This window comes from Pseudaminobacter soli (ex Li et al. 2025) (genome assembly GCF_029892515.1).
Classification (GTDB): domain Bacteria; phylum Pseudomonadota; class Alphaproteobacteria; order Rhizobiales; family Rhizobiaceae; genus Pseudaminobacter; species Pseudaminobacter soli_A.
The window spans coordinates 556,633-573,232 of record NZ_JARXVF010000001.1; the positions used below are offsets into that span (position 1 = coordinate 556,633).

15 protein-coding genes are annotated in these 16,600 nt (G+C 63.5%); 13 read left to right on the forward strand and 2 right to left on the reverse strand.

All coding sequences use genetic code 11. From position 1 onward, the window contains the following. Positions 1–72 precede the first annotated feature (72 nt). Positions 73–1,881, forward strand: a complete 1,809-nt coding sequence (locus tag M2281_RS02695) for an LTA synthase family protein (RefSeq protein ID WP_425537697.1) — start codon at positions 73–75, stop codon at positions 1,879–1,881. 90 nt (positions 1,882–1,971) lie between these two features. Here M2281_RS02695 and M2281_RS02700 read toward each other — a convergent pair whose 3' ends face one another. Continuing rightward, a complete protein-coding gene (locus M2281_RS02700) occupies positions 1,972–3,636 on the reverse strand; it encodes a pilus assembly protein (RefSeq protein ID WP_280819548.1) in 1,665 nt (554 codons plus the stop codon). Positions 3,637–4,081: 445 nt separating this feature from the next. Here M2281_RS02700 and rpsF point away from each other — a divergent pair, with 445 nt between their 5' ends. The 10 genes from rpsF (at position 4,082) to M2281_RS02750 (ending at position 13,711) form a co-directional block, all read left to right on the forward strand. Further along, a complete protein-coding gene (gene rpsF / locus M2281_RS02705; protein WP_280819549.1) occupies positions 4,082–4,573 on the forward strand; it encodes a 30S ribosomal protein S6 in 492 nt (163 codons plus the stop codon). Further along, positions 4,573–4,821 carry a 30S ribosomal protein S18 gene (gene rpsR, locus M2281_RS02710; RefSeq protein WP_019170551.1) on the forward strand — a complete coding sequence of 83 codons (249 nt, stop codon included), beginning with the start codon at positions 4,573–4,575 and terminating at the stop codon, positions 4,819–4,821. Before rpsF ends, rpsR begins: the two co-directional genes overlap by 1 nt. Before the next feature lie 229 nt (positions 4,822–5,050). Continuing rightward, on the forward strand, positions 5,051–5,626 hold the full coding sequence (gene rplI / locus M2281_RS02715) for a 50S ribosomal protein L9 (protein WP_280819550.1): 576 nt from the start codon (positions 5,051–5,053) through the stop codon (positions 5,624–5,626). Between the two features lie 154 nt (positions 5,627–5,780). Continuing rightward, positions 5,781–7,076, forward strand: coding sequence for a cyclopropane-fatty-acyl-phospholipid synthase family protein (locus M2281_RS02720; protein ID WP_280819551.1), 1,296 nt, complete (start codon positions 5,781–5,783; stop codon positions 7,074–7,076). Between the two features lie 36 nt (positions 7,077–7,112). Further along, positions 7,113–7,463 (forward strand): YnfA family protein, encoded by a 351-nt coding sequence (locus M2281_RS02725; protein WP_425537698.1) that lies wholly within the window; start codon positions 7,113–7,115, stop codon positions 7,461–7,463. 242 nt (positions 7,464–7,705) lie between these two features. Then, positions 7,706–9,196, forward strand: a complete 1,491-nt coding sequence (locus M2281_RS02730) for a replicative DNA helicase (RefSeq protein ID WP_280819553.1) — start codon at positions 7,706–7,708, stop codon at positions 9,194–9,196. Positions 9,197–9,240: 44 nt separating this feature from the next. After that, positions 9,241–10,638 (forward strand): DNA repair protein RadA, encoded by a 1,398-nt coding sequence (radA, locus tag M2281_RS02735; protein WP_280819554.1) that lies wholly within the window; start codon positions 9,241–9,243, stop codon positions 10,636–10,638. Positions 10,639–10,691: 53 nt separating this feature from the next. Next, positions 10,692–11,294, forward strand: a complete 603-nt coding sequence (locus tag M2281_RS02740; RefSeq protein WP_280819555.1) for a CvpA family protein — start codon at positions 10,692–10,694, stop codon at positions 11,292–11,294. A gap of 58 nt (positions 11,295–11,352) precedes the next feature. Further along, positions 11,353–12,822, forward strand: coding sequence for an amidophosphoribosyltransferase (gene purF, locus M2281_RS02745; RefSeq protein WP_280819556.1), 1,470 nt, complete (start codon positions 11,353–11,355; stop codon positions 12,820–12,822). Positions 12,823–12,961: 139 nt separating this feature from the next. Next, a complete protein-coding gene (locus M2281_RS02750; RefSeq protein ID WP_280819557.1) occupies positions 12,962–13,711 on the forward strand; it encodes an SDR family NAD(P)-dependent oxidoreductase in 750 nt (249 codons plus the stop codon). An 8-nt stretch (positions 13,712–13,719) separates the two neighbouring features. On the opposite strand, the gene M2281_RS02755 is transcribed toward M2281_RS02750, so the two are convergent. Beyond that, positions 13,720–14,244, reverse strand: coding sequence for an OsmC family protein (locus M2281_RS02755; RefSeq protein WP_280819558.1), 525 nt, complete (start codon positions 14,242–14,244; stop codon positions 13,720–13,722). Positions 14,245–14,440: 196 nt separating this feature from the next. On the opposite strand from M2281_RS02755, the gene M2281_RS02760 reads away from it, so the two are divergent. Continuing rightward, entirely contained in the window at positions 14,441–15,328 is an 888-nt protein-coding gene (locus M2281_RS02760) for a DMT family transporter (protein ID WP_280819559.1), read from the forward strand. 46 nt (positions 15,329–15,374) lie between these two features. Beyond that, the gene (locus M2281_RS02765; RefSeq protein WP_280819560.1) at positions 15,375–16,280 is read left to right on the forward strand and encodes a DMT family transporter; all 906 of its coding nucleotides are present in this window, start codon (positions 15,375–15,377) and stop codon (positions 16,278–16,280) included. Positions 16,281–16,600 lie beyond the last annotated feature (320 nt).

Consider the following 16,600-nt stretch of genomic DNA (forward strand, 5'->3'; position numbering starts at 1 on the left):
GCCCCGGAATGTAACGAAGTAGAAATATCCGGCTGGCGCGACAAGCTCGCGATTCGCCTGGCCGGCACGCTGGTGGCGACTGTCGTCATATCCGCCGTTCTGGTGTTCTGCGTCGAGCTGATCGCGCGCGGCTCGTTCTCCGAGACGCTGCAATTCTTCCAGCAACCGTTCAAGCCTGGCTGGACGACGGTGCTGCTGTTTTCGCTGCTGCTGCTCTTTCTCGATGCGCTGCTCGGCCGCGCCCACCACGCGCTTCTCCTGGTAGCGCCGCTGGTGCTGCTGCTGGCCTTCGTCGGGCACCAGAAGTCGCTCTACCTGGGCGATCCGCTCTATCCGACCGACTTTCTCTTTGCGCGCCAGATCGTCGAGCTCATGCCGCTTCTGGCCAGCGACCGGCCGCTGGCCGCCGTGGCAATCGCCGTGGGCGCGATCCTGGCCATCGCCGTGCTTGTGCTCGCCTGGAAATACTGGCGCCGCCGCCCGACGCTCACGATGCGCGGACGCCTTATGCGTCTCGCCGCCACTTTGCCGCTTCTGGCATTCTTCTGCTCGATCATGGACTACGCGACCTTCTCCTGGGCGCGCGACCGACTCCAGATCATCCCAATGATGTGGGACCAGAAAGAAAATTATAACAGCAACGGCTTTGCCCTCGCCTTTGCGCTCAACATGCCCATGGCCAAGGTGGCTGCGCCGTCCGGCTATTCGGCCGAGGCCATCGAGGCGATCACCCGCCCAACTGCGGCCGCGCCCGTGCTGCCCGACCAGCTGCCGGACATTATCGTGGTGATGAACGAGTCCTTCTGGGACCCGACCCTCCTGCCCGGCATCACGATTACCCCCGATCCGATCGCGAATGCGCGATCGCTGCGGTCGGGCAATATCTTCTCGCCCGAATTCGGCGGCATGACCGCCAATGTCGAGTTCGAGGCGCTGACCGGCTTCTCCAACGCCTTCCTGCCCTATGGAAGCATCCCCTATCAGCAATATGTGCGCAGCCCCATTCCCTCGCTGGCCAGCTTCCTGCGCAGCGAAGGCTACGACACGCGCGCCTTCCACCCCTTCGGCGGCTGGTTCTGGAACCGCACGCCGGTCTACAAGGCCTTCGGCTTCGAGCATTTCATGTCGCAGGAGATCCTGCCGCCGCTCGCGGCGCGCGGGCCGCTCGCTTCCGACGCATCGCTGATCGAGGAGATGATCCACGAGGCCGATGCCACGCACGATCCGCTCTTCTACTTCGCCGTCACGCTGCAGAACCATGGCCCCTACGCGCCGGGCCGCTACGCGGACGCGACGCACACCGTTTCGGGCTCCATCAGCGATGCCGGGCTCGGCTCGGTCCTGAGCTACGCGGAAGGTGCCGCCGACGGCGACAAGGCGCTCGCCCGCCTGGTGGAATGGGCCACGAAGCGCGACCGTCACACCATCATCGCCATGTTCGGCGACCACCTGCCGCCGCTGGGGCCGGTCTATGTCGAAACCGGCTTCATGGACAACAATGTCGCCCGCCGCCGCGCGCCGCTGCCGGAAATGAGCGTGCAGCACGAAACGCCGCTGGTCGTCTGGTCGAACCACACGGGCCCGCAGCATGTCGGCTCGATCAGCCCCGCTTTCCTGCCCTACCACCTCATGGAAACGGCCGGCATCAGGCACCCCTACTACACCGACTTCCTCGGCGGGATGCGCGCGCGCTACCGGGTGGTCGACCGTAACATGCTGGTCAGCACCAGTGACGAGCCGACGCCCGACTGGTCGCAATCCAAGACCCTCGATCCGGCGATCCGCGATTTTCGGCTGCTGCAGTACGACATGATCTTCGGCAGGCAGCACGCTGCGGAAAGCTTCTTTCCCGAAATGCTGAACGCCCCCGCCGCGATGTAGTCCACTTCAATGAAAACGGCCCGAAGATCGCTCTTCGGGCCGTTTTCTTTTGGAGGGACGGAAGGCGCCTTGCGACTTCCGCCGCCCGCATCAGTTGGTGACGTAGAGCTGCGAGATCGAGAAGGCGATATCCTTGAAGGCCGCCTTGAGCTGATCCTGGGTCTTGGTCAGATAGTAGTTCGAGGGCGTGGTCGCGCACTTGCTATAGAGATCGCGGTTCGCAGTCGTATCAGCGCTGGCCCCAAGAAGCACCGTGAACACGCGCACACCCTTGGCCTTCAAGGCGGAGCACATCGTCTGGGTCATGGTGTTGACGTTCTTGAGGGCTGTGGCGCGGACGTTGGAGCCCATGCGACCGTCGGCAAGATAATTGTATGCGCCATAGTCGGACTTGTTGAATGTCCCGCCCTGCCCGAAGACGTTGTTTTCGCCGTCGGTGAAGACCACGGCGACCTTGGTCGTACCGTCCGAGTCGAACGGGTCACCCTGAGAGAACGGCTCTGTCGGAGACAATACCCTGTACCCCCAGGAAATCCCTTCGGCCACGTTTGTCCCCGAGCCGTTCCAATAGGTCATCTTGTCGATTTCAGCCTTCAGCTTGTTGAGATCATCCGTGAGCGGCATGATCGGCGTTGCGCAAGCATAGTTCGGCCCCGAGGTGAGCGGGGCGACCTCGTTAATCTTGCCGGTTTTCGCGTTGGCGGCAGTGTATTTGGCCAAATTCCTTTGGGTGGACTGAAACGCCGCGTCGGTCGTTTTCGAACTGGCCAGTTCCTGGTCGGTCTTGGGCATGCCCGCCACGAGGTCCGCGAGATAAGAATTGTTGAACTGGTAGTTTTTGCTCGCATCGTCGGCGTTGCGCGCGGTGGCGGGATCGCCCGGTTCGTCCGGCGCGAAATAGGGAACGAACAACGTTTCGGGCCTTTGCGGATCGGGCGGAGTATCATTCAGCCCCGGTGAGTTTGCCATGTCGACCGATCCATCCGCATTGAACTTGATCGGGCGCGCTTCCACACAGCCCTTCCAGGCTACGCCCAGGTTATTGAAAAGCTTGATGTGGCCGGTGCGATTCTTGTTGGCATCAGGGTCAAAGTTCTTGCCGTTCAGACCTTTGTCGGTGTCCGGGATGCTCGTTCTCAGGTCGACCCATGAGTCACTATAAAAGCCGGCCGCCTTAATGTTAACCGCCGTCACGAAGGGAACCAAAGCCGCGCGTATTACGCGCTCAGGCCGCTGCGCCTTCACAGTCGCCAGCGTGTCGATGAGGCTCTTGGCGCTGTCACGCAGCGCCTGCATGTTGGAAGCCCCCATCGAGCCGGTATTGTCCAGCACCAGGGCGACCTCCAGCCGGGCCGTCGATTCATAGGCGCTTGCATTGACGACAAGGTGGGCGCTCTTCCCGAACAGGAAGCCGAAATTCAAAGCCACGTCGGCCTCCGCCGTGGCTGCGGTCTTGACCGAATTGACCCCTTCTTGCACGTTCAACCTGGCGGTGGCGTTCACCAGGTCCGAGCGGTTGGCGATATTGGCGCGGAAAAAGCCGTCGAAGGCGTCCGTGCGCGAACTGGATGCATCGGCCAGGCGCGATGCGGCCAGAACCGCCGAATCCAGTGCGTTCTGCAGGTTTGATCTTGCAGTCATGAGGTTTGTAACGTCGAGCGCAAGGCCGACGGCAGCGAGAATGGCCGGAAGGGCAATCGCGAACATCATCGCGAAATTGCCGCTTTTCGACCGCCAGAAGCGGTTCAACAGCATCGTGACCCCCTAGAAATACGCAAATTCGCGAGATTCTCTGGACCAACAAGGTGAAAAACCTGTTGCGCAGAGCCGTCTGCCAGACCTGATTCTTGCGACGTGGTTAAGGATCGGTTTGGAAACGACGTGGACCGCCGGCGTACCGGCTGCGGCGGCAATCCCGGGCCAGATCCGGCCTTTGCCCTTGCCTTCCCCGCCAGATGCTGTATAGACGCGCGCAATCTGCCGGTCCCAGCTGGGGGCTGAACGGAGGGCCGGAGGTTTCCCACAAGGAGGCCACCGTGTGAAGCAAGAAGTGCTTCCGCCTCCCGTGTCTCCGCTCTCGACCGTCTCGTCATGCTCCTTTCTTCTCCTCGAAAGGCCCCAGGCCCTCGATGGTTTAAGAGAAGTTGCAGAGGCTTAGCCGCCGGGAACCGGACAGGGAAACGAAGAAAGGCAAAGAACAATGGCTCTTTACGAACATGTGTTTCTTGCCCGCCAGGACCTTTCGCAGCAGCAGGTCGACGCGCTCGTAGAGCACTACAAGGGCGTCATCACCTCGCACGGCGGAACGGTTGGCCGGGTTGAGAACTGGGGACTGAAGTCCCTCACCTACCGCATCAACAAGAACCGCAAGGCGTACTACACGCTTATGGACCTGACCTGCCCGCCGGCCGCTCTCAACGAGATGGAGCGCCAGATGGGTCTGTCGGAAGACGTCCTTCGCTTCATGACCGTCAAGGTCGAAGCCCACGAGGAAGGCGTTTCGGCAATGATGCAGAAGCGCGAAGAGCGCTCGGAACGCGGTGAGCGCGGTGGCTTCGGCGACCGTCCGAGCCGTGGCTTCGGCGACCGTGACCGTGGCGACCGCCCGGCACGCAACTTCGGCGACCGCGATGGCGGTGGTGATCGTGGTCCGCGCCGTCCGCGCGAACAGGCTGAAGGAGCAGCAGAATAATGGTCGACATCAACCAGATCCCGACCCGGCGTCCGTTCCATCGCCGTCGCAAGACCTGCCCGTTCTCCGGCGCCAACGCCCCGAAGATCGACTACAAGGACGTGCGTCTGCTGCAGCGCTACATCTCCGAGCGCGGCAAGATCGTGCCGTCGCGCATCACCGCCGTCAGCCAAAAGAAGCAGCGCGAGCTCGCCAAGGCGATCAAGCGCGCCCGCTTCCTCGGCCTGCTGCCCTACGTGGTGAAGTAAGGCATTCCGGCCTGCCCGATTTCGGTCAGGCCGTATGAGATCAAGGAAGAGGCGGTTCGCCGCCTTTTCCCCTCCCCGCATCGGGTGCGGTAAAAAAAATCCCGAGTTGGGCCAATGCCCTAACTGCCGGACTGGCAGGACAGCGACCAGAGGCGCCACGCGCCGACCAGCTTCCTGACCCGTCCAGAACGAATCACGCCGCTTGCGGCACAGACAAAGGACAGGATCGATGGACGTCATTCTCCTCGAACGTATTTCCCGCCTCGGCCAGATGGGCGACACCGTCAAGGTCAAGGACGGCTTTGCCCGTAACTTCTTGCTGCCGCAGGGCAAGGCTCTCCGCGCCAACGAAGCCAACAAGAACAAGTTCGAAGGCCAGCGCGCTCAGCTCGAAGCCCGTAACCTCGAGCGCAAGTCCGAAGCCCAGCAGATCGCCGACAAGCTCGACGGCAAGACCTTCGTGGCCGTGCGCTCGGCTGGCGAAACCGGCCAGCTCTACGGCTCGGTCTCGACCCGCGACATCGCCGATCTGGTCACGGCCGAAGGCTTTTCGGTCAACCGCACGCAGATCGAGCTCAACCACCCGATCAAGACCATCGGCCTCACCAATGTGGCGATCGCGCTGCATCCGGAAGTCGAAGTCACCATCACGCTAAACATCGCTCGCACGGCCGACGAAGCCGAGCGTCAGGCTGCCGGCGAGAAGCTCGATACCGCCGAAGCCATCTATGGCGAGGACATCAACGAGAACGCCCGTCCGGACAACTTCTTCGATCCGAACGCAGAAGAAGACGAAGAAGCCTGATCACTTTTGAAGAGACTCTTTCGTCTCTCGTGAACTGGACCAAGAACCCGGGCGTCTCGCCCGGGTTTTTTTGTACAAACTGGAACTATTGCACCTGCGGCGCTTTGAAGCAGAATAGGCAAACCTATTTTTTGCCTTAATGCGGATGTTTGCCATGAACTTTATGTTGCAGCGCATCATCGAACGTTTGGTGCGCAAGGGAAACTTCACGGTCACCGGTTCGAACGGTTCCACTCTGACTTTCGGTGACGGCAGCGGCGACCCGATCCATATCCTGATCAAGACGCGCCGGGCCGAGCGAGCCATTGCCCTCGACCCGATGCTGGCGCTGCCGGAAGCATTCATGGACGGCGAACTCGACGTGGTGAAAGGCGATATTCTCGGCCTGCTGCACGTTGCATTCGAAAACATGGGCCCGGGCGGCATCGACGTCGCATGGACCAAGGCGCTCGAGGGTCTGCGCCATGCTTTCCGCCGCTTCCAGCAGCTCAACACCACCAGCCGCTCGCGCCGCAATGTGCAGCGCCACTACGATCTGTCGGGCGAGCTCTACAAGCTCTTCCTCGACGAGGACATGCAGTATTCCTGCGCCTATTTCGAACGCCCCGAAATGACGCTGGAGGAAGCGCAGCTCGCCAAGAAGCGCCACCTCGCCGCCAAGCTCAGGCTAAAACCCGGCCAGAACGTGCTCGACATCGGCTCGGGCTGGGGCGGGCTCGGGCTCTATCTGGCGCGCAACTTCGAGGTCAATGTTCTGGGCGTGACGCTCTCCACCGAGCAGCATGGGGTCTCCAGCGAGCGGGCGCTTGCCGACGGGCTGGACAACCACGTTCATTTCGAGCTTCGCGACTACAGGCACCTCACCGAGCGCTTCGACCGTATCGTCTCGGTCGGCATGTTCGAGCATGTCGGCGTCAACCACTACCGCACCTTCTTCGAAAAATGCGCGACGCTGCTGAAGCCCGACGGCGTGATGGTGCTGCACTCGATCGGCCGCAACGGCCCGCCCAGCGCCACCAATGCCTTCATCCGCAAATACATCTTCCCCGGCGGCTATATCCCGGCGCTCTCCGAGGTGCTGCCGGAGATTGAGAAGGCCGGGCTGATGGTGACCGACATCGAGATCCTGCGCCTCCACTATGCCGAGACGCTGAAGGTCTGGCGCGAGCGCTTCATGGCCAATCGCGACAGGGCCAAGGCGATCTACGACGAACGCTTCTGCCGCATGTGGGAATTCTATCTCGCGGCCTCGGAGGCCTCGTTCCGCTGGCAGGAGATGATGAATTTTCAGATTCAGCTCACCCGCCGCAACGACGTTGTCCCGCTGACCCGCGACTACATCGGCAAGTGCGAAAAGGCGCTCGCCATGCATGACGGTCCGCGCGCGCCTGAGCCGCAGAAGAGCCCGAGCAAGTCGTCCAGGCGCCGCATTTCCGAGGCGGGCGAATAGCCCGCCTCTTGCCTTCCGGCGACCGCGCCCGGAATGATGGGCCGACAGCCGGAGGGAAACAGCTTGAGCATTCCGATCTTCATTGCGGCCGCGATCTGCGAAATCGCCGGCTGCTTTTCGTTCTGGGCGTGGTGGCGCCTGGAGAAATCGGCGCTGTGGCTCATTCCGGGCATTGCCCTGCTGATGGCCTTCGCCTGGCTGCTCACCTTCGTCGAATCATCGGCCGCCGGCCGCGCCTATGCCACCTATGGCGGCATCTACATCGCCACCTCGCTTGCCTGGCTTTGGTTCGGTGAAGGCGTGCGGCCTGATCGCTGGGATTTTTTAGGCGCTGCCGTCTGCATCGCCGGCGCCTGCATCATCCTATTCGCGCCGCGCGCGGCGTAGCATTGATGACTGGCGACAAATTGCAGGGAGTTACGGCGAAACTCGCCACGCTTCCTGTTTTGTTCCTACCGTTCCGCGGCTAATCTACGCAAACGATTCGCGTCAACATGGATTCGCATAGCCGGCCAAGCAGCCTGTGGATGGCTTGGGCGGGCTGTGAATCATGGGAAACAAGGCGCGAATGTTCACAAGCCAGCGTCCGTGTCTGGTACCGCAGAATACAGGGCAAGATCGGGGACAAAATGGCAGAGGCGGCACGAAAGTTCGAGGTGGCGGAAGCCCCCCTTTATCGCGAGGCACCCAACAACATCGAGGCGGAGCAGGCGCTTCTGGGTGCTATCCTGGTCAACAACGACGCCTATTATCGCGTCTCGGACTTCCTCAAGCCCTCGCATTTCTACGAGCCGCTGCACCGCAGGATCTTCGAGGTCGGAAGCGAGCTGATCCGCATGGGCAAGATGGCCAATCCGGTCACGCTCAAGACCTTCCTGCCTTCGGACGAGAAGGTCGGCGACATGACGGTTGCCCACTACCTCGCCCGCCTCGCCGCCGAGGCCGTCACCGTCATCAACGCCTCCGACTATGGCCGCGCCATCTACGACCTTGCCACGCGCCGCGCGCTGATCACGGTCGGCGAGGACATGGTCAACATCGCCTTTGACGCGCCTGTCGACATGTCGCCGCAGTCGCAGATCGAGGATGCCGAGCGGCGCCTGTTCGAGCTGGCCGAAACCGGCCGCTACGACGGCGGCTTCGAAAGCTTCAACGACGCGGTGAAGACCGCCGTCGACATGGCCAACGCCGCCTATATGCGCGACGGCCACCTCTCCGGCATTTCCACCGGTTTGCGCGACGTCGACCGTAAGCTCGGCGGCCTGCAGCCCTCCGACTTGATCATCCTTGCCGGCCGCCCGGCCATGGGCAAGACCTCGCTGGTCACCAACATCGCCTTCAACATCGCCCACGCCTATGAGCCGGCGCAGCAAGCCGACGGTTCGTTCAAGGCCGCCAATGGCGGGGTGGTCGGCTTCTTCTCGCTCGAAATGTCGGCCGAGCAGCTGGCAACCCGTATCATCTCCGAGCAGACCGAGATTTCGTCCTCGAAGATCCGCCGCGGCGAAATCACCGAGACCGATTTCGAAAAGCTGGTCGCCTGCTCGCAGACCATGCAGAAGATCCCGCTGTTCATCGACGCGACCGGTGGTATCTCGATTGCCCAGCTTGCGGCGCGTGCGCGTCGCCTGAAGCGTCAGCGCGGACTGGAAGTCATCGTCATCGACTACGTGCAGCTGATGCAGGGCTCTTCCAAGAACTCGCAGAACCGCGTGCAGGAAATCACCGAAATCACCACGGGCCTGAAAGCGCTTGCCAAGGAACTCCATGTTCCGATCATCGCGCTCTCACAGCTCTCCCGTCAGGTCGAAAACCGTGACGACAAGCGGCCGCAGCTCTCCGACCTTCGCGAATCGGGCTCCATCGAGCAGGACGCGGACGTCGTGCTCTTCGTTTATCGCGACGAATATTACCTGCAGAACAAGCAGCCGGAGGAAGGCACGCCGGAATATGAGGAGTGGCGGCTGAAGTTTGAGAAGGTGAAGGGCAAGGCCGAACTCATCATCGCCAAGCAGCGTCACGGCCCCACCGGCACGGTCGATCTCGCATTCGAGGGTCAGTACACCCGCTTCTCGGACCTGGCGGAAGAGCATCATATGCCGGAACGGTACCACGAGTAACGCCTACGTGCCCGTCCGCTTGATCACCCCGCCGGAGGCCGCCCATGGCTAAGACCCGCGTCCAGTTCATCTGCCAGAACTGCGGCACCGCGCATACGCGCTGGGCCGGCAAATGCGATGCCTGCGGCGAGTGGAACACGCTGGTCGAGGAAGGCACAAACAGCGGCATCGGCAGCGGTCCCGCCTCCATGCGCAGCGCGCGAAAAGGCCGGCCGGTCACGCTGACTTCACTGTCGGGCGAAATCGAGGACGCGCCGCGCATCGCCTCCGGCATCGGCGAGCTCGACCGCGCCACCGGCGGCGGCTTCGTGCGCGGCTCGGCGCTTCTGGTCGGCGGCGACCCCGGTATCGGCAAATCCACCCTGCTGACGCAGGCTGCCGCCGCACTTGCCTCGCGCGGCCACCGCATCGTCTATGTCTCGGGCGAAGAGGCTGTGGCGCAGATCCGCCTGCGCGCTCAGCGCCTCGGCGTCGCCGGCTCGGCGGTCGAGCTTGCTGCCGAAACCAATGTCGAGGACATTTTGGCGACGATTGCCGAAGGCAAGCGGCCCGACCTCGTCATCATCGATTCGATCCAGACGCTGTGGACCGACCTTGCCGACTCCGCGCCGGGCACGGTCACACAGGTGCGTTCCTCGGCGCAGGCGATGATCCGCTATGCAAAATCCACCGGTGCTGCCGTGGTCCTGGTCGGCCACGTCACCAAGGAAGGCCAGATCGCCGGCCCCCGCGTGGTCGAGCACATGGTGGATGCCGTGCTCTATTTCGAGGGCGAAGGCGGCCACCACTACCGCATCCTGCGCACGGTGAAGAATCGTTTCGGCCCCACCGACGAGATCGGCGTGTTCGAAATGTCGGACAAGGGCTTGCGCGATGTCGCCAACCCCTCCGAGCTTTTCCTGGGCGAACGGCACGCAAAATCGCCGGGAGCCGCGGTTTTTGCCGGCATGGAAGGCACGCGCCCGGTGCTGGTCGAAATCCAGGCGCTGGTCGCGCCGTCCACGCTGGGCACGCCGCGCCGTGCGGTGGTAGGCTGGGACAGCCCGCGCCTTGCCATGGTGCTGGCGGTGCTCGAAGCCCACTGCGGCGTGCGCTTCGGCCAGCACGACGTCTATCTTAACGTCGCCGGCGGCTACCGCATTTCCGAGCCTGCGGCAGACCTTGCGGTTGCAGCCGCGCTGGTTTCCTCGCTCACCGGTCTTGCCCTGCCCGCCGATTGCGTCTATTTCGGCGAAATCAGTCTTTCAGGCGCGATTAGGCCGGTTGCCCATGCGCAGCAGCGCCTCAAAGAAGCCGAAAAGCTGGGCTTTGGACAGGCTGTCCTGCCGAAGGGCAGCGAGGAAATGTCCGGGGGGATCGGGTCCGGTGCGTTCCAACCCGCGACACTCACGGACCTCGTTGTTCGGATTGCGGGTGCCCTGCGCCGAAACACGGACGACTGACCGGGCCGAGCGGCGCGGTACGGCACGAGCTGTCATGATGGAGTGAGAACGACATGCCGATTACGCTGCTTGACGGAATTCTCGTCGGCTTCACTCTTGTATCCGCAATGCTGGCCATGGTGCGCGGCTTCTCGCGCGAGGTGCTTTCCGTCGTATCCTGGATCGCGGCGGCGGCGGCGGCATATTTCCTCTACCAGAGGGTACTGCCCTTTGTGCAGCCGCACATCGACAACGACAAGATCGCGATGGGCGCCTCGGCCGGCATCGTCTTCATCGTCGCGTTGATTGTGGTGACGATTGTCACCATGAAGATCGCCGATTTCATCATCGATTCCCGCGTCGGCGCGCTCGACCGCACGCTGGGCTTCCTTTACGGCGCCGCGCGCGGCATACTGGTGGTCTCGGTCGGCCTGATGTTCTTCAACTGGCTGGTCGGCACCAATCCGCCTGCCTGGATTGCCAACGCCAAGTCCAAGCCCCTGCTGGAAAGCATCGGCGCCAAGATCGAGAACATGATGCCGGAGGATCCGGAGAAGTCGATCCTGAAGCGCCTCAAGCACGGCGAAACGCCGGACGCTGAGCCAGGCACCGCGCCCGCCGACGGGGCCGCCGATGCGCCGCAGGACGACAACGCCAACGCCCCGGCTGACAATTGATGTAGCGCCTTTGGCGCCGGCGCCCTATATGAGGGCTTCCTGACGAGAGACTGGCCCGATGTCTAAAGCGGACGACACCTTGCTCGGCGAGGCCGACGATCATTTCCACGACGAATGCGGCGTGTTCGGCATTTTCGGCCGACAGGATGCTGCGGCAATCGTCACGCTTGGCCTGCACGCCTTGCAGCACCGGGGGCAGGAAGCGGCCGGTATCGTTTCCTATGACGGCTCGCAATTCCACGTCGAGCGCCATGTCGGCCTGATCGGCGACAACTTCACCAAGCCGCGGGTGATGGACAGCCTGAAGGGCAACCGCGCCATCGGCCATACGCGCTACGCCACCACGGGCGGCGCCGGCCTGCGCAACGTGCAACCGCTGTTTGCCGAGCTTTCCGATGGCGGCTTCGCCATCGCCCACAACGGCAACATCACCAATGCGATGACGGTTCAGCGCGCCTTGCAGAAGCAGGGCGCGATATTCTCGTCCACCTCCGACACCGAGACCATCCTGCATCTGGTGGCGACCAGCCGCGAGAAGGATTTCAACGCCCGCTTCATCGAGGCGGTGCGCCAGCTGGAAGGCGCGTTCTCGCTCGTGGCGCTGACCTCCAAGAAGATGATCGGCTGCCGCGACCCGCTGGGCATTCGCCCGCTGGTGCTCGGCGATCTCGACGGCTCCTACATCCTCGCTTCCGAGACCTGCGCGCTCGACATCATCGGCGCGCGGTTCGTGCGTGACGTGAAGCCGGGCGAGATGGTGATCATCACCTCCAAGGGCCTCGAGAGCTCGTTCCCGTTCGAGCCGGTCAAGCCGCGCTTCTGCATCTTCGAATATGTCTATTTCGCCCGGCCGGACTCCACCATCGAGGGCCGCAACGTCTATGAGGTGCGCAAGCGCATCGGCATGGAGCTGGCCGTGGAGAACCCGGTCGAGGCAGACCTTGTCGTGCCGGTGCCGGATTCGGGCACCCCGGCGGCCATCGGCTTTGCCCAGCAGGCCGGTCTGCCCTTCGAGCTCGGCATCATCCGCAACCACTATGTCGGCCGCACCTTTATTCAGCCGACCGATTCCATCCGTCACATGGGCGTGAAGCTGAAGCACAATGCCAACCGCCGCATGATCGAAGGCAAGCGCGTGGTGCTGGTCGACGATTCCATCGTGCGCGGCACCACTAGCCAGAAGATCGTGCAAATGGTGCGCGAGGCCGGCGCCCGCGAGGTGCATATGCGCATCGCCTCCCCGCCGACGCGCTCCTCCTGTTTCTACGGCGTCGACACGCCCGAGACGGCCAAGCTGCTTGCCTCGCGCATGTCGATCGAGGAGATGGCGGATTTCATACGCGTCGATTCGCTCGGCTTCCTGTCGATCGAGGGTCTTTACCGCGCCGTCGGCGAGGCCCGCCGCGACATGGAGCAGCCGCAATTCTGCGACGCCTGCTTCACCACCGAATATCCCACGCGCCTGACCGACCACGAAGGCGCCGACAATGTGCGCACCCTGTCGCTGCTGGCGACTGGTGGGCAGTAATCCCATCCTGGCTTCGCGTTAGCGAGCCCCCTCACCCGGCCGCTGCAGCGCCAAATCGGGTTCCCTCCTCCCCCAACGGGGAGAAGGGGCCCGAGCGTAGCGAAGGTGGATGACGGGCTTTTTGAAACGAGCGGAATTCATGACGACCCCGACTCCCGACCTTTCCAACCGCATCGCCCTCGTCACCGGCGCCTCGCGCGGCATCGGCTACCAGATCGCCAAGCAGATGGCGGCGGCCGGCGCGCATGTGATTGCCGTGGCGCGCACGGTGGGTGGGCTCGAGGACCTCGACGACGAGATCAAGGCCGCCGGCGGCCAGGCGACCCTGGTGCCGCTCGACCTCACCGACATGGAAGGCATCGACCGCCTCGGCGGCGCGATCAACGAGCGCTGGGGCAAGCTCGACATTTTCGTCGCCAATGCCGGCGTGCTCGGCGTCATCTCGCCGATCGGCCATGTCGAGGCCAAGACGTTCGACAAGGTCATGGCGATCAACGTCACCAGCACCTGGCGGCTGATCCGTTCGCTCGACCCGCTGCTGCGCAAGTCGGATGCCGGCCGCGCGATCCTGCTGTCCTCGGGCGCAGCACACTCGGCCCGCGCCTTCTGGGGCCCCTACGCCGCCTCCAAGGCCGCCGTCGAGGCTCTGGGCCGCTCCTGGGCCGACGAGACGCGCAACATGCCGCTGCGCATCAACAGCGTCGATCCCGGCCCGACCCGCACCGCCATGCGCGCGTTGGCCGTACCCGGCGAAAACTCCGAAACCCTGCCGACGCCGGCCGAAATCGCCGCAAAGATCGTCCCGCTCGCCAGCCCGACGCTGCGCGAAACCGGAATGCTCTTCCAGGCGCGGCAGGAACGTTTTGTCTCCTACCGCAACCCGGAATAGGTTCTTCGCTAGGCCTTCGACGTCGGGTGATGGCTCTCGGTCACCGATAGCTCCGGCTTCGTGTTGAGCGTCTGGAACACCACGCAGTAGCGCTCGGTCAGCTTGAGCAACGTGTCGATTCGCTCCTGCGGCTCGTCGGTGTCGAGGTCGAACTTCAGCCTGATTGCCCGAAAACCAACCGGCGCGTCCTTGGCCACGCCCAGCGTGCCGCGAAAATCGAGGTCGCCTTCGGCCTCGAGCCTGGCGTCGACCAGGCGAAACTCCAGCGCCGTCGCCACCGCCTTCAGCGTGACACCCGCACAGGCCACCAGCGCTTCCAAAAGCATGTCGCCCGAGCACAGCTCCAGCCCGCTGCCTCCGGTCGCGGGGTGCAGGCCGGCTACCGCCAGCGCCCTGCCCGTCTCCACCTTGCAGGCGATCGACTGATCATCGATCGAGCCCTTGGCCCGCAAGGTCACCAGCGCGCGGGAAGCGTCGTCGCGGTAGCTGTCCTTGAGGGGCGTCTGCAAGCTCTTCAGTTCCGTGGCGTCCATGCCGATCTCCCGATGCAATCTTTGCGCCAACCTATCACGCCGGCGCGCGCCGCGTCCTGCCACAACCGACTGAGCCGGCAAAACAGGTTGGTCCTAATGCTCCCGGCCGTCTGGCTTAGCCCGACTGCACGCTGTGGTCGTATAGCTGGCCCAGCGCCGCTGCGTGGGGCAGGCGCCGATTCCTCAGGACCGCCACATGGCCAATGCCGTCATCGTCGAAACGCGCGAACGCATCTACGCGGGCATCTTCTTCACCGGCATCGCCTATTTCCTGTTTTCGGGACAGGACGCCTCGATCAAGCTCCTGGTCACCGGCCTCAGCGTCTGGCAGATCCTGTTCTTGCGCAGCGCCACCATCCTGACAGGCGCGCTCGCCATTGGCGGCCGCAAGCTCATGGTCGAATCTTTCACCTCGCCCGCCGTCGTGCCGATGCTGCTGCGCAGCTTCCTCATCCTCGGCGCCTGGCTCTGCTTCTACAACGCGGCGAAATATCTGCAGCTGGCCGAGCTGACCACGATCTATTTCGGGGCGCCGGTCATCGTCACGCTGCTGTCGATCTTCATCCTGGGCGAAAAGGTGCCAGTGGTGCGCTGGGTGGCGGTCCTCATCGGCTTCGTCGGCGTCTATATCGCCTGCGATCCGGCAACGCTCGGCATCACCGCGCCCGTGGCCATGGTGCTGGCGGCCGCCTGCTTCTGGGCGCTTGCCATCGTACTGATGCGCAAGATCGCGCTACACGAGAGCACCATGGTGCAGATCGTGCTCAACAACGCCTTCTTCCTCGTCATTGCCGGGGTGCCGCTGCTCTTCGTGTGGCAGACGCCGGTCCTCTATGAATGGCTTTTGCTGATCGGCCTCGGCGCGGTCGGCGGCCTTGGCCAGTTTGCGCTCTTCGAAGGCATGAAGCGCGCGCCCGTCTCGGTCATCGCGCCCTTCGAATACACCTCGCTGATCTGGGCCTTCTTCTTCGGCTATGCGATCTGGGGCGACGTTCCGCGCCATAAGGTGTTCATGGGCGCAACGCTCATCTTCCTTGCGGGCGTGGTCATCATCCTTGGCGAGCGCTTCCGCAAGCAGGACTGATCATCCTGACAGCACCCTGTCAGGCCCCCTACACTAGGATCCCCGCATGCAACCACCGGAAGGAACGATGGCGGCACAGATCGACCATTCGGCCGAGCGCCTGCTCGGCATCGTGCTCGTCACCGCTTCGGCGGCGGTGTTCGGCCTGGCCGGCGTTCTCACCAAGTCGATCCATGCCGAGCCGCTGGTCATTGCCTGCTGGCGCGGGCTGGTCGGCGCGCTGCTGATCACCGCTTATGTGTTCTGGCGGCGCGGGCGCCCCGGGTCGCAAAGCATGCGGCTGGGCTGGCGCGGCTGGCTGATGGCGGTCGTAGGCGCAGCGGCGAGCCTCGCCTTCATCTCCGCCTTCAAGAACACCTATGTCGCCAATGTCGCGATCATCTATGCCACGGCACCCTTCATGGCGGCGCTGTTCGCCTGGCTGTTCATCCGCGAGCGCGTTCGCAGCCAGACCATGCTGGCCGCCGTGCTGTCGCTGGCCGGTGTCGGGCTGATGGTGTTTTCGGGCGTGGGCACCGGCCGCCCCTTCGGCGACGGCCTTGCACTGATCATGACGGCCACCAGCGCGCTCTACATGGTTCTCATCCGCACTTTTCGCGACACGCCGGCCGTGTGGGTGGGCGCGGTGTCGGCCTTCCTCGTATTCGCGCTCGCCTGGTTCGTTGCCGATCCGCTGGCCATCTCCGGGCATGATGCGGTGCTGCTTGTGGCCTTCGGCATATCCTTTGCGGCGGCATCGATCCTATGGACCGAAGGTACACGCCGCATTCCCGCTGCCGAGGCCGGCCTGCTCGGTTCGGCGGAAGTGCCGTTCGCGGTCCTGTTCGGCTGGATCTTTTTGGCCGAATTCCCGCCCGCGACCAGCCTGATCGGCGGCGCGGTGGTCCTTTCGGCTGTGCTTGCCCATGCCGGGCGCGACTGGCTGCAGGCACGCGCTCTGCGCTCGACCTGAGTCCCGAAAAAAAATTCGATTTTCTCTGGAACCATTTCCGCGTTACCGCGTTTGAACACTTGGACGGGCTCGTCCCCCATGCCCAACCCTTAGCCCGTTCCCCCTTTTACCTCCAGCCGGCCACAAGCCGGCTTTTCTTTTGCTCCGTCCTTGGCTCCGGCGGAAACGGCTGGCGTGGTGGGGTGCCTGGTCGCCGCCAAGCCCCACTTCGTCATCCTCGGGCCTCAAGCGCGAGGATAGCGGAGCGAAGGTTGGAGATTGGCCGCGCCGACCCGCCCCCACTTCGTCATCCTCGGGCTTGACCCGAGGATCCATGCCGG